14 protein-coding genes are annotated in these 19,197 nt (G+C 58.6%); 5 read left to right on the top strand and 9 right to left on the bottom strand.

Features of this window, described 5'->3' with window-relative positions:
* Positions 1-22 precede the first annotated feature (22 nt).
* Together AC27VJ_RS02105 and mscL are read right to left on the bottom strand one after the other, a co-directional pair.
* On the bottom strand, positions 23-1,195 hold the full coding sequence (locus tag AC27VJ_RS02105) for a pyridoxal phosphate-dependent aminotransferase (protein ID WP_488682630.1): 1,173 nt from the start codon (positions 1,193-1,195) through the stop codon (positions 23-25).
* A gap of 93 nt (positions 1,196-1,288) precedes the next feature.
* Positions 1,289-1,732, bottom strand: a complete 444-nt coding sequence (mscL, locus tag AC27VJ_RS02110) for a large conductance mechanosensitive channel protein MscL (RefSeq protein WP_113089686.1) — start codon at positions 1,730-1,732, stop codon at positions 1,289-1,291.
* Positions 1,733-1,942: 210 nt separating this feature from the next.
* On the opposite strand from mscL, the gene AC27VJ_RS02115 reads away from it, so the two are divergent.
* The gene (locus AC27VJ_RS02115) at positions 1,943-5,452 is read left to right on the top strand and encodes a hybrid sensor histidine kinase/response regulator (RefSeq protein WP_488682631.1); all 3,510 of its coding nucleotides are present in this window, start codon (positions 1,943-1,945) and stop codon (positions 5,450-5,452) included.
* Positions 5,453-5,523: 71 nt separating this feature from the next.
* Here AC27VJ_RS02115 and AC27VJ_RS02120 read toward each other — a convergent pair whose 3' ends face one another.
* The 7 genes from AC27VJ_RS02120 to AC27VJ_RS02150 all read right to left on the bottom strand — a co-directional run bounded on the left by AC27VJ_RS02120 (position 5,524) and on the right by AC27VJ_RS02150 (position 13,659).
* On the bottom strand, positions 5,524-7,368 hold the full coding sequence (locus AC27VJ_RS02120) for a methyl-accepting chemotaxis protein (protein WP_488682632.1): 1,845 nt from the start codon (positions 7,366-7,368) through the stop codon (positions 5,524-5,526).
* 290 nt (positions 7,369-7,658) lie between these two features.
* Positions 7,659-8,003, bottom strand: coding sequence for a monovalent cation/H(+) antiporter subunit G (mnhG, locus tag AC27VJ_RS02125; RefSeq protein WP_488682633.1), 345 nt, complete (start codon positions 8,001-8,003; stop codon positions 7,659-7,661).
* Positions 8,000-8,281, bottom strand: a complete 282-nt coding sequence (locus tag AC27VJ_RS02130; protein ID WP_113089690.1) for a K+/H+ antiporter subunit F — start codon at positions 8,279-8,281, stop codon at positions 8,000-8,002. The genes mnhG and AC27VJ_RS02130 overlap by 4 nt, the downstream gene beginning before the upstream one ends.
* Entirely contained in the window at positions 8,278-8,766 is a 489-nt protein-coding gene (locus AC27VJ_RS02135; RefSeq protein WP_162727895.1) for a Na+/H+ antiporter subunit E, read from the bottom strand. Before AC27VJ_RS02135 ends, AC27VJ_RS02130 begins: the two co-directional genes overlap by 4 nt.
* On the bottom strand, positions 8,763-10,409 hold the full coding sequence (locus AC27VJ_RS02140) for a monovalent cation/H+ antiporter subunit D (protein ID WP_113089691.1): 1,647 nt from the start codon (positions 10,407-10,409) through the stop codon (positions 8,763-8,765). Before AC27VJ_RS02140 ends, AC27VJ_RS02135 begins: the two co-directional genes overlap by 4 nt.
* On the bottom strand, positions 10,406-10,741 hold the full coding sequence (locus tag AC27VJ_RS02145) for a Na+/H+ antiporter subunit C (RefSeq protein ID WP_062586443.1): 336 nt from the start codon (positions 10,739-10,741) through the stop codon (positions 10,406-10,408). The genes AC27VJ_RS02140 and AC27VJ_RS02145 overlap by 4 nt, the downstream gene beginning before the upstream one ends.
* The gene (locus tag AC27VJ_RS02150) at positions 10,741-13,659 is read right to left on the bottom strand and encodes a monovalent cation/H+ antiporter subunit A (RefSeq protein WP_488682634.1); all 2,919 of its coding nucleotides are present in this window, start codon (positions 13,657-13,659) and stop codon (positions 10,741-10,743) included. The genes AC27VJ_RS02145 and AC27VJ_RS02150 overlap by 1 nt, the downstream gene beginning before the upstream one ends.
* Positions 13,660-14,654: 995 nt before the next feature.
* On the opposite strand from AC27VJ_RS02150, the gene AC27VJ_RS02155 reads away from it, so the two are divergent.
* From AC27VJ_RS02155 to AC27VJ_RS02170, 4 genes are read left to right on the top strand one after another with little or no spacing between them, the layout of a single operon-like run.
* Positions 14,655-16,256: a methyl-accepting chemotaxis protein gene (locus AC27VJ_RS02155; protein ID WP_488682635.1), complete on the top strand. Its 1,602-nt coding sequence runs from the start codon at positions 14,655-14,657 to the stop codon at positions 16,254-16,256.
* A complete protein-coding gene (locus tag AC27VJ_RS02160; RefSeq protein WP_113089694.1) occupies positions 16,256-16,549 on the top strand; it encodes an STAS domain-containing protein in 294 nt (97 codons plus the stop codon). The genes AC27VJ_RS02155 and AC27VJ_RS02160 overlap by 1 nt, the downstream gene beginning before the upstream one ends.
* A 2-nt stretch (positions 16,550-16,551) precedes the next feature.
* Positions 16,552-16,917 (top strand): chemotaxis response regulator CheY1, encoded by a 366-nt coding sequence (gene cheY1 / locus AC27VJ_RS02165; protein ID WP_113089695.1) that lies wholly within the window; start codon positions 16,552-16,554, stop codon positions 16,915-16,917.
* A gap of 16 nt (positions 16,918-16,933) precedes the next feature.
* Complete coding sequence (locus tag AC27VJ_RS02170) at positions 16,934-19,192, top strand: chemotaxis protein CheA (protein ID WP_488682636.1); 2,259 nt, start codon at positions 16,934-16,936, stop codon at positions 19,190-19,192.
* Positions 19,193-19,197: the final 5 nt, after the last annotated feature.

The raw sequence follows: 19,197 nt of genomic DNA on the forward strand, positions 1-19,197 counted from the left end.
CATCGGTGGCGATATGTTTCTGTCAGATGTTTTTACCGAGAATATAGCTCGACAATCTATCGGCTGCGTCTTCGATCTGGACCGGATCGCGCAGGAAGCAGGCGCGCAGGAAACGCTCGCCGCCAGACCCGAAGGCTGTGCCAGGTGCCAGCCCGACGCCGACCTTGTCGACGATGTCGAAGGCGGCAGCACGGCTGTCCGTGATCCCATCGATTTTCAGGAAGGCGTAGAGTGCGCCGTCGGGCTTCAGCGTCTCGACGCGGTTGGTCGCAATCAACGCATCGCAGAGAATGTCGCGGGATTTGGCGGCGCGGGCGAAATTCTGCTTGATGAAATCATCGCCGTCGTCAAGCGCAGCAATGGCCCCACGCTGCATGAATTGCGCAACGCCCGACGTGGAATACTGGATGAGGTTTTCGATGACCTGACCAATTTCCGGCGGGGCGACCAGCCAGCCCACGCGCCAACCGGTCATAGACCAGTTCTTGGAGAAGGAATTGGCGAAGATGATGCGGTCACCCTCTTCCATGATATCGAGGAAGGATGGCGCACGCGCATCGGCATAGTGATACAGCGCATAGATCTCGTCGGCGATGATCCACAGACCGTGGCGGCGGGCAAGCGCCAGAAAATCGCGCAGATTGTCATGCGTCGCCGTCCAGCCCGTGGGGTTGGAGGGTGTGTTGATGAACAGCGCCTTGGTTTTGGGCGTAATCGCCTGTTCCAGCTTGGCGACGTCGATATCCCATTTGCCGTTTTCGAAATCGATGCCGACAGGCACGGCCTTGGCGCCCGCAACGCCGATGGCGGCCACGATGTTCGGCCATGTCGGCGTGAGGTAAACCAGTTCATCACCGGGGGAGGTGAGCGCCTGTACAGCAAGCACGATGGCCTGCATGCCCGAGCCCGTGACGTAGAAATGGTCAGGAGACAAATTGGCGGAGAAATGGCGCTGGTAATAGCGGCTCATCGCGTCGCGCAGTTCCGGAATGCCGCGCTGCCATGTGTAGAACGTCTCGCCGCCGGTCAGCGCATCGGCTGCCGCCTGCGCAATGAATGCCGGTGTGGGCAGGTCACCTTCCCCAACCCACAGCGGCAGCAGATTTTCGCGGGCATGGGCGTATTTCTTGACTTCGACGATACCGCTTTCCGGCGTTGCCAGAGAGCGAGCACTTAGACTTTGCAGAACCGACATGAAAAAAGGCACTCCGTTTGAGTGCCTTCTTAACGCATGAAAAGCCTGCTGTGCATGATTTTCCGTGAAGAGACCACGGATTTTACTGATGGATCAGACGCGATTGGTATCGGCGTTTTTCAGCAGATCGCGGATTTCCATGAGAAGCCGCACGTCTTCCGGTGGAGGTGCCGGTTCCTTCTTCTCTTCGACCTTCTGACGCTCGACCGACGAGCGCAGCGTGTTCACACCCTTGACCATCAGGAAAATGATCCAGGCGAGGATGAGGAAGTTGATGACGACGGTGATGAAATTACCATAGGCAAAAACCGCGCCCTGTGCGCGCGCAGCATCCAGCGACGTTGCCGTCACTGTCGAACTGAGCGGCAGGAAGTAGTTGGCAAAATCGAAACCACCGAACACGGCGCCGACGAGCGGCATGATCAGATCCTTGACCACCGAATCGACGATCTTGCTGAAGGCCGCGCCGATGATGACACCCACAGCCAGGTCCATGACATTGCCGCGGGCGATAAACGTTTTAAACTCGTTGAGCATTCCAGATGTCCCTCTTTGAAGCCCTCTCACAGCCGGGGCGCGCTGCCACGGCAAACACATAATAACATTCAATTTTCGAATGTGCAGATATACGAAGCAAAAAGCTGGTTGGTTCCACCGTCTTAAACTTTATGCCAAGTCCCGGCCAATTCTCATTTTCCCGGAACTATCCTATGCTTGGCCAAGAGGACGGTGGGAGAGAAAAGCCAAGTGCTTCCTGGGTGGATCATATTCGGATCGGCATTCGCCTATATTCTGCTGCTCTTTGCAGTGGCGAGTTATGGCGACCGCAAGAGCCGTCGTAAAACTCCATCCAATCGGGGCAGGCCGATTGTCTATGCGCTCAGCCTTGCCATCTACTGCACCTCCTGGACCTATTTCGGCGGGGTAGGGCTTGCATCCGAACGCGGGCTGGAATTCCTCGGCATCTATACCGGCCCTATTCTCGCCTTCACGCTGGGAATGCCGATCCTGCGACGGATCGTGGAACTGGCCAAGGCGGAAAAGCTGACATCGGTCGCCGATTTCATAGCCGCGCGTTACGGCAAGAACCCGACGGTCGCGACGCTGGTATCGATCATCGCCCTTGTCGGCGCTATCCCCTATATCGCGCTTCAGCTGAAAGCCGTGTCCAATTCCGTTGCCGCAATGGTGGACCCGAGCGATTACGGGATCGGCAGCGGCAATCTCTACTTTCTTGATCTGCCTCTGCTGGTGACGGTGGTCATGGCGGGCTTTGCGGTGATTTTCGGAACCCGCCACACGGACGCCACCGAGCATCAGGACGGGTTGATCCTTGCGATCTCGATGGAATCGGTGGTCAAACTGGTCGCCATCTGCACGGCGGGCGTCTATGTCGTGTTCTTCCTGTTCGATGGTCCTTCACAGCTCTGGAAGCTCGCCTCCGAGAACAGCCAGGTCATGCAGGCCATGTCCTACCAGACCCCGATCAGCCGCTGGATTGTGCTGACACTGCTCTCGGCCTTTGCGATCATCCTGCTGCCGCGCCAGTTTCATGTGACGGTCGTGGAGAACCGCACGCCAAATGAGCTGCGGATGGCGGGGCTGCTCTTTCCGCTCTATCTCATCGCCATCAACATCTTCGTGCTGCCCATTGCCATTGCCGGTCTGCTGACGCTGGGTGGCACCGGCGACGCGGACCTTTATGTGCTGCAATTGCCGCTGGTCAACGAGATGCCGGTGGTCTCGCTCATCACCTTTATCGGCGGCTTTTCGGCAGCGACGGCCATGGTCATCGTCGCCTCCGTCGCGCTGTCGATCATGGTGTCCAACGACATTCTGATGCCAATTTTCCTGCGGCAGAAACTGCTTAACCGCTCCTCGCATCGCGATGATTTCGCCAAGACGCTGCTCAACATCCGCCGCACGGCGATCTTCGCAGTTCTATTGTTGGGTTATGCCTATTACCGCGCGGCAGACAGTGCATCCGGTCTCGCATCCATCGGGTTGCTGGCCTTTGCCGCTATTGCGCAAATGGCACCATCGCTTTTGGGTGGGCTGATCTGGCGCCGCGCCAATGCACGCGGCGCCATAGCGGGCCTCAGTTCCGGCTTCGTCGTTTGGGGTTATTTGCTGTTCCTGCCAAGCCTTGGCGGGCCGGATAATTCCCATATCGCAGCGACGGTGCTGAGTTTCCTCTTGCCCGGCACAACGCTATTCAGCGGACCGGGAGCCGATCCGCTGGTCAATGCGGTAACGCTCAGCCTGTTGATCAATTGTGCGGCCTTCGTGCTGGGGTCGCTGTCGCGCAATCCGCGACCGGTTGAGCGCATCCAGTCCGGCATTTTCGTCAAGCGCCATTCCAAATCGCAATTCGCGACGCGCGGCTGGAAAACGCGTGTCAGCGTGGGCGATCTGAAAACGGCGGTGGCGCGCTATCTGGGCGAAGAGCGGATGCTGCGTTCGCTGGCGGCCTATGAAAAAACTGCGGGCCGTAAGCTGGAAGACGACCAGCCGGCGGATATGGCGCTGATCCATTTCTCCGAGCAATTGCTGGGCAGCGCCATCGGCTCGTCTTCGGCGCGGCTCGTTCTCTCGCTGATCCTGCAAAAAGCGGAGGACACGAGTGCAGATACGGTCTGGCTGCTGGATCAGGCAAGCGAGGCGCTGCAATATAATCAGGACATGCTGCAAACGGCGCTGGCGCAGATGGATCAGGGCATCGCCGTGTTTGACAGTTCCCAGCAATTGACCATCTGGAACCGACGCTTCCGCACACTGCTCGATTTGCCGGAGCAGTTCGGCAGGGTCGGCCTGCCGCTCAACGAGATCGTGGCTATGCTGGAGGAACGGGGCGATATTGATAGCGGTCAGCAACGCCAGACCATCGACCTGTTTTTGACGATGGACATGCCGTTTTCGCTGGTGCTGGCGGGCGGTGCGCGCATCATCGAAGTGCGCTCCAACGCCATGCCGGACAAGGGCATCGTTGCGACCTTCACCGATATCACCCAGCGCGTTGCCAGTGACCAGGCGCTGAAACAGGCCAATGAAACGCTAGAACAGCGTGTGGAAGAACGCACTGGCCAGCTGACCCGCGTCAACCACGAACTGGCGGAAGCGAGGGCAGCGGCAGATGAGGCCAACATTGGCAAGACGCGGTTCTTTGCCGCCGCGGGACACGATATTCTTCAGCCGCTGAATGCAGCACGGCTTTATTCGTCTGCCCTTGTCGAGCGCATGGGCACTTCGGACAATGGCGCATTGGTTCAGAACATTGATTCCGCATTGGAGTCGGTAGAAACCATTCTAGGCGCGGTGCTGGATATTTCCCGCCTCGATACAGGCTCCATGAAGCCACGCATGGCCTCCGTATCGCTCAACGATCTGTTCAAGCGTATCGAAACGGATTTTGCGCCGATGGCGCGGGAGAGGAACCTTGAACTCATCGTCATGCCGACATCGCTGACGGTGAAATCGGATATCAATCTGCTGCGCCGTCTTGTTCAAAACCTCGTTTCCAACGCCATCAAATATACCATTTCCGGCAAGGTTATCGTCGGCGCGCGACGGCGCGGTAAGGAGGCTGTGATTCAGGTCACTGATTCCGGCATCGGCATTCCGTCTTCCAAGTTCCGCACAATATTCAAGGAATTCGCGCGGCTGGACGAGGGGGCGAAGACGGCAGCGGGGCTGGGCTTGGGCCTGTCTATCGTGGACAGGCTGTCGCGCATTCTGCATCACCCCGTTCACCTGTCATCCATTCAGGGCAGGGGCACGACATTTCGCGTTCATCTGCCACGCGAGGTCGCGCATGGCCGCGCGGCCAAGGCGGTTGAGCGTAGCACGCCGCAGCCCATCGCAAATCAAATGCATGGCTTTCACATCCTTTGTGTTGATAACGAGCCGAGGATATTGGAAGGCATGGCGCTGCTAATGTCCGGCTGGGGCTGTGGGGTCAGTCAGGCGGCATCCCTTTCCGCCATCGATCACATGCTGGAAGCGCAAGTCCCCGCACCGGATATGATCGTTGTCGATTATCATCTTGATGATGGCGACGGCATCGATGCCGTGTTGCGCCTGAGGCGCTTTTACCAGCGAGACATTCCAGCACTTCTCATCACGGCGGATCGAACGCCGGAGGTTCGTGCACAGGCGGAAAAGGAAGGCATTGCCGTTCAGCACAAGCCAGTCCGGCCAGCGGCACTGAGGGCCTATATCAATCAGGTCTTCAGCGTGACGCGCGCGGCTGCGGAGTAGGGCTGAACGTATAAGGGCCGCTCGATATGGATCGAGCGGCCCTTATGTTTGGTTCGAGGCGGTAACCGGTCTTAAGCAGCGCGGCTGTAACGATCCTGCTGATGACCTTCCTGGCCAATGCGGAAGCGTTGCACGAGACCGAGCAGGGCTTCGACTTCTTCAGACAGCATCTGTGTTGCAGCGCTGGACTCTTCGGCCATAGCGGCGTTCTGCTGGGTCATCTGGTCCATCTGGTTGACGGAGCCGTTGACTTCCTGAAGCGCGGATGACTGGTCGGCAGTGGCGGTCGCGATGGTCTCGACATGCTTGCTGACGACGACGATCTGCTGGCTGATGTCGGACAGAACCTGTCCGGCTTCCTGCACCAGAAGCGCACCGGTGCCGACCTCATTGGTGGACTGGTTGATCAGCGTCTTGATTTCGCGGGCAGCATCGGCAGAGCGCTGAGCAAGCTCGCGAACTTCCTGTGCAACAACCGCAAAGCCCTTGCCCGCTTCACCGGCGCGAGCCGCTTCGATACCAGCATTGAGCGCCAGAAGGTTGGTCTGGAAGGCGATGTCATCGATGACTTCGATGATCTGTTCGATCTTCTTGGATGCGTCTTCGATACGGCCCATAGCGTCGATGGCGTTCTTGACGACCGAGCCGGAGCTGTCGGCGCTTTTTTGTGTGACGCGAACGGCCTGATTGGCTTCACGGGCACGTTCAGCGGAAGACTTCACGGTAACGGTGATTTCCTCGACGGCAGCAGCCGTTTCTTCCAGCGATGCAGCCTGCGATTCCGTGCGGCGAGACAGGTCGTTGGAGGACTCGCGCATTTCCATGCCGTTGTGCTGAATAACCAGCGTGCGCTCGCGGATTTGCGCCAGCACGTCCTTGAGGTTGGCCAAGGATGTGTTGAAGTCGGTACGAAGCTGCTCCAGACGGCCCGAGAATGGAGAGTCGATTGTCTGGGTCAGATCGCCCTGCGACAGACGCGCAAGGCCGCCAGCAAGCTGGGTGACGGCGAAGTCGATCTGGCGATCCGTTTCGCGCTTTTCGGCATCGTTGCGACCGCGTTCGGCTTCTGCCTCGGCGCGCTCTTCTGCGCTACGGCCTTCGATCAGCAGCTTTTCATGCGCGTTTTCACGGAAGACTTCCAATGCGCGGGCAATGTTGCCGAACTCGTTCTTGCGCTGGGTATAGGGGATATCCGTATCCAGCTTGCCTTCCGACAGCGACTTGACCGCGTTGGTCAGAAGACCGAGCGGGCGCAGGGCGCGGTTGATGACGAAATAGCCAAGCAGACCGAAGACCAGCATGACGCCGAAGCCGCACCACAGAACGATGTTGCGCAAACCATCAATATGGCCCTGATAAACCGTCATCGGCACGCCGACGAAGAGAATGCCGACTGCGGTTCCCGATTTGGACAGGACCGGCAGATAGGCGGTCATGTAGTCTGTGCCGAAGAGCTTGGCTTGACCGAAATAGGCCTCGCCCTTGGCCATCTTGGCATAGGCCGGGCTGTCGAGCGCCAGCTTTGTGCCGACGGCGCGTTCGCCCTTTTCGTTTTTGACGTTAGTGGAGATACGGAGGAAATCCGAGCCCTGTGCCTGAAACACGGTAGCGACGCCACCATTGGCAATGCCGGTGCGATCAACCAGATCGAAATCGAGCAGCGTACCGATGCTGGGGCGGCTAACGGATTTCAATTCGCCGTTTTCGATAGCGACCGTCGCGCCGCCAACCTTCATCTCATAAAGAATAGCCATGCTTCTGACCGCGCGCCGCGTATCCAGAAGTGCACTCTCCATGACGTCGTCTTTCAGACGAAAATAGGTCGTGGTACCCACGGCAACAATGCCAAGAAAAATAAGCGCGATGGTCAGACAGACCATCTGAACAACGATCGATCTCGAAAAGAAACTCGCCATACATATATCCCCGAGAATTACTGAATTTTGCCACAATGAACGAAAAACGTTAAAATTCAGGGAATATTGGGCCGGGGTAACTCCACGATAACATTGGGCTTTTCAGCCTATTTGACAGCAGTCAAATATAGGAAATGATTGCAATATTAGGTAAATAATCGCGCATCCGGTGTTTTGAAGCTGTTTTACAGCCTATCATCTTTCATCACTTTTGCTGTGGTGATGATGATCTTTACACGTAAACGCAAGACACTTGCTGTTGCGTCGCAATGTCTGCCCTTGCAGTAATCTTACAGGCTCTGGCGGCTGTTTGGATTCTGCTCGGCGCGGTCACGGTAGAGCGCGGCGCGGCCCAGAAGCATCAGCGAGACGGGCGTGGTTACCGTCATGAAAATGCCGATGAAGATTTCGTGGAAGACCGGGCGCTGGCCAGACACGGAAAAATATATGATCGACGCCATGACGATGCCGCCCGTGCCCCAGCTGGTGCCGAGTGTTGGGGCGTGCAGACGCTCATAGAAGCTTTGCAGCCGGGCAAAGCCGATGGTGCCGATCAGCGCCAGCGATGAACCCAGAAGTACGAAGAAGGCGACGAGGATCGAAGCCCAGAGGGGGAATTCTGCAACGTCGCTCATTCGATCACCTCTCCGCGCATCATGAATTTCGAAAGGGCCACCGTGGAAACGAAGCCGAGAATGGCGATCAACAGGGCGGCTGCGAAATAGACGTCGTTTCCGGTGCGAAGCCCGAAGGTCAGAACCAGCAGCATGGAGTTGACGTAAAGCGTATCCACACCCAGCACGCGGTCCTGCGCGCGCGGGCCGATGGCGATGCGATAGACGGATATGGCCATGGCAATGGCCAGGAACAATTGTGCGATCGAAAACGACCAGAAAAGGATAACCGAACTCATTCGAATATCTCCATCAGCATTTTTTCATATCGGCTCTTGATGAGGTGCTGCCAGTACGCATCGCTGACCTCGTCCAGAACGTGGATGAGAAGCGTGCCCTGCGACGAATTATATTCCAGCCATGCGCTGCCCGGCGTTGCCGTCAGCACCACGGCCAGAGCCGCAAGGCCCATTGGGTCTCGCAGGTCGAGCGGGATGGTCAGAAAGCCCGATTTGACCTTCCGGTCACGCTTGAACAGAATGATGAAGGCAACCGCGATGTTGGAGCGGATGATATCGTAAAGCACGATGACAATCAGCTTCACGACCAGATGCCAGTTGCGGATGCGCGGTTTGGGCGGGCGCAACGACGCCATGGCCCAGGAGGCGACCATCGCCACCACGGTTCCAAGCAGTAAATGGCCGGGCGAAAAGCTGTTGATCGTCATCCAGAAAATGATCAGCGAAAGCGTCAGCAGCGGGTAGGGGAGAACTCGGGATATCATGGTGCTGCTCCCTCTCCGCTGACAGCACGCGGTGCCGTCATCACGCCCTGGATATAGCTTTCAGGAAGATCAAGAATACGGGCCGTTTCCTGCATGTAGCGCATGATCGGACCAGCAGCGACCGTCATCGCCAGAGTCATGCCCAGAAGCAGCAGGATGGGTGCGATTTCGATGACGAGAACGCGAGGCACCGTGCCTTCCAGCGAACCCCAGAAGGTGCGGATTCCCGCACGCGTCATGGATATAAGCGCAGCGAGACCGGAGAAGACGATAAGGAAAACGATCCACCAGGAGAGGGTCGATACGCTGTCGTCCGCGCCAAGTCCGGAGGGATTGAGGATGGCGGATAGCATGGAGAATTTGGCGATGAAGCCCGACAGCGGCGGCAGACCGGCGAGAAGAATGCCGCAGGCGGCAAAGCAGGTGCCGAGAACCGCCATGGTGCCGGGCATGGTGACGCCGACTTCGTCTTCTTCTTCGTCCTCCTCGCCGTCACCATAGGCTTCCATGGTCACGGCCAGCACGTTGGCACCGGCATCCTGCCCGCGTTCCACAAGCTCGATCAGCAGGAAGAAAGCGCTGATGGTGAGCGTGGAGGAGACAAGGTAGTAGAGCGCGCCCGCAGCGACCGTGGGGTTACCGGTACCCATGGCGGCCAGCAGCGTGCCGGATGACACGAGAACCGAAAAGCCTGCCAGACGGCCCAGCGCCTGCGACGCGAGAACGCCGATAGTGCCGAAGACGATGGTGGCAATGCCACCCACCAGCAGCGCATCATGCCCGAACCCGGCAGATTCACCTGCCGTCTGGCCGAACAGCAGGAAGGACAGCCGTGCAATGACGTAAATGCCGACCTTGCTCATGATGGCGAAGATGGCGGCAACCGGTGCGGATGCGGCGGTATAGGCTGAAGGTAGCCAGAAGTTCAAAGGCCACATGCCCGCTTTGACGAGGAAGGCGATGCCCAGCACGGCGGCGCCCGTTTCCAGCAGCATTCGCTGGTCTGGATTGAGGCCTGCGATACGCTGGGCAAGATCGCCCATGTTGAGCGTGCCGGTGACGCCATAGATGAGGCTGACGCCGATCAGGAAGAACAGGGCGGCAACCAGATTGATGGCGATGTAATGCAGGCCAGCCTTGACGCGCAACTGCCCGGAACCGTGCAGAAGCAGACCGTAGGAGGCTGCCAGCATGACTTCGAAGAAGACGAAAAGGTTGAACAAATCGCCCGTCAGAAACGCGCCATTGACACCCATCAGCATCAGATGGAACAGCGAGTGATAATGTGCACCCGCCTTGTGCCACTTCGCCAGCGAATAGATGAGCGAGGGTATGGCCAACAGCGCCACGAGCAGCACCATGAGCCCGGACAGGCGGTCCGCCACCAGCACGATACCAAAAGGCGCTGGCCAGTTGCCGAGCAGGTAGACGCCCGTCGAGATGACAGCGGCGACCTCGGTGTTAACGGTGGAATTGACCTCCACGAACAGGGCGATGGCCACGGCAAGCAGCAGGAAGGTCGAGACAACGCTGACGACCGCCTTGGTGGTGCGCTTGCGTTCATCGATGAACAGCAGAATAGCACCTGTTATCAGCGGCACCAGAATGGGTGCGACGACGATGTGCGAAGGCAGGAAATTCACTTCGTTTCCCTCCCGTCGACATGGTCGGTGCCGGTCAGGCCGCGTGCGGCGAGTAGCACGACGAGAAAGAGCGCCGTCGTTGCAAAACCGATGACGATGGCCGTCAGCACCAGTGCTTGCGGCACGGGGTCCGTCAGCGTCGAGGTGATGACCCCGTCAAGCAGCAGGGGAGGCGCATTGGTCTTGATGCCGCCCACGCCGAAAATGAAGAGATTGACGGCATAGGACAGAAGCGAAAGGCCGATGATGACCTGATAGGTCCGTGGACGCAGGATGAGCCACACGCCCGAGCCGGTCATCACACCGATACCGATGGCTAGAATGAGTTCCATTACGCTTCCTCCGCTTTTGCGGCGTCGGGCGTACGTACCTTGTAGTTACGCAGCGATTGGTGCGCCAATGCTATCAAAATAAGAACGGTTGCGCCGACGACGAGGGCGAAGACGCCAAGGTCGAACAGCAATGCCGTGGCTGTCGGCATTTTGCCGATATAGGGCAGCTCCGTGTACTGGAAATAGGATGTCAGGAACGGGTAGCCGAGATACCACGAGCCCATGCCCGTCGATGCTGCCATCAACAGACCGAAGCCCATCCAGCGCAGCGGCAGAATGCGAATGCGGTCTTCCGCCCAGCGGGTGCCACCGGCAAGATATTGCAGCAGGAAGGCCACCGCCATGGTGATGCCTGCCGAGAAACCGCCACCAGGAAGATCATGTCCGCGCATGAACAGGAAGATTGAGAAGGTGACGATGACGGGGAACATCCACTGCATGATGACCGATGGCACCAGCAGATAATCGCGAACCGTATCGCCCTTGCTCCGTTCCGGGCTTTCCGCATCGAACGCGTTCTGGATCAGCTGCTGCTCCGGCAGGCCGATACTTTCATGTGCAGGACGGAAACGGCGCAGCAGGGAGAAGACGGTGAGGCCGACAATGGCCAGAACCGCGATTTCACCCAGCGTATCGAAGCCACGGAAATCCACCAGAATGACGTTTACGACATTGGTGCCGCCGCCTTCCGAATAGGCTTTTTCCAGGAAGTAATTGGCGATGGTGTTGGGAACCGGCAGCGTCATGACGGCAAAGGCGATGACGCTCATGCCGATGCCGCAGGCGACCGCAAGCAGGAAATCCCGACCGCGACGAAGCTGGGCCGGAAGTTCGGTGTTATTGTCCACCTTCTCCATGCGCTTCGGCAGCCAGCGCAGGCCGAGCAGGATGAGAACGAGGGTGACGATTTCGACCAGCAGCTGCGTGATCGCCAGATCCGGTGCCGACAGCCACACGAAGGTCAGGCAGGTGATGAGACCGGCGACACCCAGCATGACCAGAGCGGCGAGACGATGGTACTTCGCCTGCCACGCAGCGCCCATGGCCGCAATCATGCCGATGGCCCAGAGAATGGCGAAGATCGGATCGAAGGTCGTCACGCTGGGCAGTGTCAGCGAGAATTCCGAAGCTGCCAGCGGTGAGAAGCCGGCAATCAGCGCAACGAGAATCAGCATGCGCAGCTGCGGCTGCAAACGGCGGGTACCAAGCGTGCTTTCCAGCCAACGCGCCCATTTCCAGGACACGGTGACGATGATGCGCTCGAAAATACGCTGGCCGCGCAGATGGCGGAAGACCGGAGGGCCGTCTTCACAGCGGGCGAAATATCCGCCAAGCGCCGCATAGATCGCCACGCCACCGACGAGAGCAACAAGGCTCATCATCAGGGGAACGTTGAAGCCGTGCCAGATCGACAGGCTGTAAACCGGCGTCTGCGGACCAAGCACCGAAAGCACCGCCGAATGCAGGAAGGGACCGATGGACAGGCTCGGAACGATACCGACGATCAGGCAGGCAAGAACCAGAAACTCGATGGGAAAACGCATCCAGCGCGGCGGTTCATGCGGCTTCGGATTGGGAATATCGTGCGGGGGCGGGCCGAAGAAGACCGTGTGGATGAAGCGCAGCGAATAAGCGACCGCAAATGCACCCGAAAGGGTCGCGACATAGGGAAGCGCCTTGTCCAACAGAGAGTCCGCATGGGTTTCGACGGATTCGGCGAAGAACATTTCTTTCGACAGGAAGCCGTTGAACAGGGGAACACCGGCCATAGCCGCACTGGCCGCCATGGCAAGCGTCGCCGTTGCGGGTAAGAAGCGATAAAGCCCGCTCAAACGCCGCATGTCGCGCGTCCCGGTCTCGTGGTCGATGATACCGGCGGCCATGAAGAGCGATGCCTTGAAGGTGGCGTGGTTCATCATGTGGAAGATGGCCGCAACAGCTGCGAGCGGGCTTCCGAGGCTCAGAAGCGTGGTGATGAGGCCGAGATGGCTGATGGTGGAATAGGCCAGAAGTCCCTTCAAATCCTGCTGGAACATGGCGAAGTAGGCGCCAAGCAGCAGGGTAATGATGCCGCAGAAGCCGAGCAGCCAGAACCATTCCGGCGTTCCTGCCAGAACCGGCCAGAGGCGCACCAGCAGGAAGACGCCAGCCTTCACCATGGTCGCGGAGTGCAGGTAGGCCGACACGGGCGTCGGGGCTGCCATGGCATTGGGAAGCCAGAAATGGAAGGGAAACTGCGCGCTTTTCGTGAGTGCGCCGATCAGGATCAGGACCAGCGCCGGAACGTAGAGCGAATGCGCCCTGATATCCGCACCCTTGGCGATGATATCGTCCAGATCGTAACTGCCCGCCATATGGCCAAGGATCAATAAGCCTGCCAACAGGCAGAATCCGCCAATGCCCGTTACGGTCAAGGCCATGCGCGCGCCATCGCGGGCGGTTGCGTTGTGGTGCCAGTAGCCAATCAGAAGGAAAGAGAAGACGCTCGTCAGCTCCCAGAAAATCGACAGGAGAATGACGTTGCCGGACAGCACGATACCCAGCATCGAGCCCATGAAGGACAGGAGGAAGGCGAAGAAGCGCGGAATGGGATCGTCCGACGACATGTAATAGCGCGCATAAAGCACCACCAGCAGGCCGATGCCGGTGATGAGGATGATGAACATCCAGGCGAAGGCATCCAACCGAAGCGTGAAGTTGAGGCCGAGCTGGGGAAGCCACTCCACATCATATTTGATGACCGCGCCGCCCTTGACGCTGGTATAGAGAAACATGGTGGCGACGAGGCCGAAAAGAGCGATGCCACCGGCGACGGCTGCAGGTGCGCGGGCCGCGCCATCTCTCGGCATCATGGCGGTTATGACGCTGCCGATGAAGGGTAGGGCAATCAGAATCGGAAGAAGGACTTCAAGTCTCATACAGGCTGGCAATTTTCTCTGGCGTTAAGTTTTGGCGGTTCGTGTGCCCGTCAGCTTCGCCAGTTCCATCAGATGAGACGGAGAAATTGGCCGCGACGGCTATGAGCTTGTTCGGGGTGGACCGCGAGGCGAGACCGTTCCGGTGAGGCGAAAACCATGCGTCTGGAGGTGCATGTCTTCAAAGGCGATTTGGGCCTTCGTATAGTCCGTTACCAGTGCTGAAACCGATAAACTTGAATAAACAAAGTCGTGATGGGCCGACTGCTGGCAAAAATGCACCAGCGCTTCTCGGTCTTCGCATCCAAGTCCGGCCAGTGATGGCGACTGCTGGGTTTCTTCAGGTTGATGCGAACGTTCGAGACGATGTGGTTTCAGAGCCGGGGCCGCGTTGGCTGCGGCATGAATTCCCATGAAAACGAGCATGCCCGCGACGAAGACATTGATCAGCCTTGTGGAATGACACGGGGCCCATCGGCTTTTCCCCATCCATGGCAAAATCGTGTCTCCTTAGTCGTCGTCAGCGTTTCGTTGAAACATCACCATGGAAGCGAATATTGTGTCATTTTGTTTTAGGGGAACGGTGTTGCAATTGTCCAGCGCGGCACCCTTAAAAATAAGAAATCTTTTCTAAAAAGCTCGATTCCCGAATGGGTTGAGCGCGTGGTAGAGGTAATCAAAGGTTAAATTGCATAACAATTTTTAGCATTTCCAAGACTTGCAGTGGTTTCTTAACTTTCGAGCAAGGAATTAACCATAAAGATTGGACGTATTTCACGGCGGAATGGGGATAGTGAATCTCCTTCCAGGCATGACGCCGCCCTGCCGTACCGGGACTGATCCGGTATTTCTTTGATTGCAGAAGGCTCAGCAGCGTCGGTGCGCACCATCAGTGGTGCGCATATTCGTGAAATATCCCCCCGGATACTGGCATTCTCAATCGGTCATTGGCCGGTCTCATCCGGCGAAGTTGTTGGGGACGGCGCTTGGGGCAGGAATTGCCAACAGATCAAACGCGAAAGGCCACAGGCGGCAGCCTGGGTGGGCGTTTGCGTTTTGCTGGTCTTACCCAAGACCAGTGCGATCTGCTGCGCCGTTACCGCACCATGCTGGAGCCCCACGTCAAGGCGGGCCTGCGCGACCTGATGGTCCGTTTCCAGTCCATGCCCGACTGTTCTCCCTCCTTCGAAAGCGAAAACCAGCTCGACCGGCTGCATGATCTTCAAAGCGCCCATTGGGGTGTCTTGACGGATGCCCGCTTCGACGCGGTCTACGCCGAACGCATCAAGGTTCTGTCCGATACGGAAAGCCGCATGGGTCTCGACCCGCGCTGGCACGTTGCCGGGCATGCCGTCGTGCTGGAAAATCTTCTCGGCGGCCTGATTGCCGATCATGCGCCACGTTCGCTTCTGCCCGGCAACCGCAAGCGCCAGAAAGAACTGGCAGAGGCCGTCAAAGCCGTGGTGCGGCTTGTCATGGTCGATACCGAGATTGCGGTGTCGCTACGCTTCAACGAATTGCGTATTCGCCACAATCAGGAACTGGCAAAGCAGCGCGAAGACGATCAGGCGGGTGCCAAGCGCCTGTTGGGCGATGCGCTCAACGCCTTTGCCGCAGGCGACCTGACGGCACGCATTACTGGCGATATCCCTGAGGCCTACCGCGATCTGGCAGCTGCCTTCAATGGCGCGCTGGAAAAGATCGAGGCCTCCATGTCCGCTGCTCAAGCGGGCATTCATGATGCGCATGCCGCCACCGAACGACTGGCGGGTGAGGGCAGGGCCATGGCCTCCGCTTCCTCCCAGCAGGCGCAACGCTTCACCAGCGCTGCCGATTCACTCGGCTCCGTCATCGGCGAAGTCCGCACCAGCAGCGAGCGCATTTCCGCAGCCGAAAGCGCGGTCTTGCAGGCACGCAATGCGGCCACCGAAAGCGGCACGGCTGTCGGTGAGGCGATAAGCGCCATGGCCGGTATCGAACAATCCGCAGAACAGATTGGTCGTATCATCGGCTCCATCGACGAGATCGCCTTCCAGACCAATCTGCTAGCGCTCAATGCCGGTATCGAAGCGGCGCGTGCGGGCGAAAGCGGTCGCGGCTTTGCCGTCGTTGCCCAGGAAGTGCGCGCGCTGGCGCAGCGCTCTGCGGATGCGGCACGGGAAATCAAGAACCTCGTTAACGGCACCAAGACGCAAGTCGATGCGGGCGTGCGGATGGTCAACCGCACGCAGGAAGCCATTGGCGGCGTGGTTCGTCAGGTCTCCGGCGTCAGCGATATGATCGGCGATGTTGCCCGCCGCACCGACGAAAACGTCACCAGCCTCCAGACGGTCGCGGTCGAACTCGGCTCGATTGGCGCGGAGTCGGATCGCGCCGCCAGCCGCCTGACGACGACGGCGCAAGAGGCCGACGATCTGCACACGGTTATTCTCGAACTGGGCCGGACGGTGCGCGAATTTCGCATTGCCCGCCAGATGCACGCGGCGGCAGAGCCGGTTACGAGACAGTATCAGCATCAGCAAAACGTGGCACCCTTGCGCGAGGAACGCATGGATTACGGCTACGTGCAGCAACAATTCAGACGCCAAGGAGTGATTTGATGGCAGGCAGGAAAGCAGCGCAGTCGACATTGAAACTGTCACCGGTGCTGGACCTCAATCAGGCATCCGTCTTGCACGGAAAACTGATGGAAATGAGGGGTGCCCCGCTTGCGGTGGATGCCTCCGAGGTCGAGCGCGTGGGCGTACAGTGCGCCCAGGTCTTGATGGCTGGCATCAAGGCTTGGGAAGCCGATGGCAAACCATTCACTTTTTCCAAGGCATCGGATGCCTTTGACAAAACCCTTAAACTGATCGGCGTAGACATCGATCATATGCTCCCGAAGGAGGCATAGAAATGAAGAAGAAGGTTCTGACCGTCGACGATTCCAGAACGATCCGCAACATGTTGCTGGTCACGCTCAATAATGCGGGTTTCGAAACGATCCAGGCGGAAGATGGCGTCGAAGGACTTGAAGTTCTCGAGGGCTGCGATCCAGACGTCATCGTCACGGATATCAACATGCCGCGTCTCGATGGCTTCGGCTTTATCGAAGGCGTTCGCCGCAACGAAAAATACCGTGCGATCCCGATCCTCGTGCTGACCACCGAAAGCGATGCCGAGAAGAAAAATCGTGCCCGCCAGGCAGGCGCGACCGGCTGGATCGTCAAGCCGTTCGATCCTGTAAAGCTGATCGATGCCATTGAACGCGTAACTGCTTGATACGGGACCACTCACGATGGATATGAACGAAATCAAAGAAATCTTCTTCCAGGAGTGCGAGGAACAGCTCGCCGAACTGGAATCGGGTCTTCTGAAATTGAACGACGGCGACCGCGACCCGGAAACCGTGAATGCTGTGTTTCGTGCCGTTCATTCCATCAAGGGTGGAGCGGGTGCTTTCGGTCTCGAAGATCTCGTGGCTTTCGCCCACGTTTTTGAAACGACTCTGGATTGCGTGCGCTCGAACAAGCTCGAGCCCGATCAGGACGTTCTGAAGGTCATGCTGAAATCGGCCGACGTTCTGGCCGATCTGACCAATGCCGCCCGTGATGGTGGCAGCGTCGAGGAAGGCCGCACGCGCGGACTGGTCAAGGAACTGGAAGCGCTTGCCAATGGCGAAAAGGTTTCGCCCGGTGCAGCCTCGGAACCGGCAGCACCGAAAGCCGCAGCACCAGCACCGGTTGCCGCAGCACCGGCCCCAACCGACGACAGTGGCTTCCAGCCCGTCGCCTTCTCCTTCGGCGACTTTGAAGACGACACGGTTCCACTCATGGAAACGCCGTCCTTTAACGTCGTCTTCAAGCCGCAGACATCGCTCTACACCAAGGGCAATGAATCCGCGCTTCTGCTGCGCGACCTCTCGCGCATCGGCGAGATGAGCATCAACTGCGACATGACCGCATTGCCGCCGCTCGAAAACATCGAGCCGGAAGCTGCATATTTCCAGTGGAAGATCACGATCAAGACGGACAAGGGTGCCGCTGGCATCCGCACCGTTTTCGAGTTTGCGGAGTGGGATTGCGATCTGGAAATCACCGAGATCGTCGAGGAAACCCCGCCTGAAGAAGAACTGCCGATGATACCGGTGCCGTTCGATCTTTCGGTTCTGGATGAAGTCGCCGACGAACCCGCCGTCATGTCTGATGCCGCAGACGAGACGACTGCTGCAAAGACCGTTGCAACAGCCGTTGCCGCGACCGAAGTCACGCGCACCGTTTCTGCCGCTTCCGAGAAGAAGGAAGCACCGGCTGCCGCTGCAGCGGCTGCCAACGCCGCCAATGCAAGCGCCGGTCAGACCATCCGCGTCGACCTCGACCGCGTTGACCGCCTGATCAACCTCGTCGGCGAACTCGTCATCAACCAGGCGATGCTGTCGCAGAGCGTGATCGAAAACGACACGACCGGCACATCCGCCGTCAACATGGGTCTGGAAGAACTTCAGCAGCTGACGCGCGAAATTCAGGATAGCGTCATGGCCATCCGCGCGCAGCCGGTGAAGCCTGTCTTCCAGCGCATGTCGCGTATCGTCCGCGAAGTGGCCGACATGATCGGCAAGCAGATCCGCCTGATCACCGAGGGTGAAAACACCGAAGTGGACAAGACGGTCATCGACAAGCTGGCCGAACCGCTGACGCACATGATCCGTAATGCCGTCGACCACGGCATCGAAACGCCTGAAAAGCGCGAAGCCGCCGGCAAGAACCCGGAAGGCACCGTCAAGCTGACAGCAAAGCACCGCTCGGGCCGTATTCTCATCGAACTTCAGGACGATGGCGCGGGCATCAACCGCGAGCGCGTTCGCCAGAAGGCCATCGACAACGACCTGATCGCTGCCGATGCCAACCTGACGGATGAAGAAATCGACAACTTGATCTTCGCACCTGGCTTCTCCACCGCCGACAAGATTTCCGATATTTCGGGTCGCGGCGTCGGTATGGACGTGGTCAAGCGCTCGATTCAGGCACTCGGTGGCCGCATCAGCATCACCTCGCGTCCGGGCCTCGGCTCGACCTTCACCATGAGCCTGCCGCTGACGCTTGCCGTTCTCGACGGCATGGTGGTGACGGTTGCCGGTCAGACGCTCGTCGTTCCTTTGACGGCGATTGTCGAAACGCTGCAGCCGGAAGCCGTGAACATTCACTCCTTCGGTTCCAACCAGCGCCTCATCTCCATCCGCAACTCCTTCTGCCCGCTGGTGGATGTCGGCCGCATTCTCAACTTCCGCGCCACCCAGGCAAACCCAGTCGACGGTGTTGCCCTTCTGGTGGAATCGGAAGGTGGCGGCCAGCGCGCTCTGATGGTGGATGCCATCCAGGGTCAGCGTCAGGTCGTGATCAAGTCGCTGGAAGCCAACTACACCCACGTTCCGGGCATTGCTGCCGCAACCATCCTCGGTGATGGTCGTGTGGCTCTCATTCTGGATGTGGATGCGGTTGTCGGCGCGTCTCGTGGCCAGTCTCTCAAGCAAGAGATGTCTCTTGCGGCAGCCGGTTGAAAAGT

It is taken from the genome of Agrobacterium sp. 20P9.1.2, assembly GCF_057799395.1.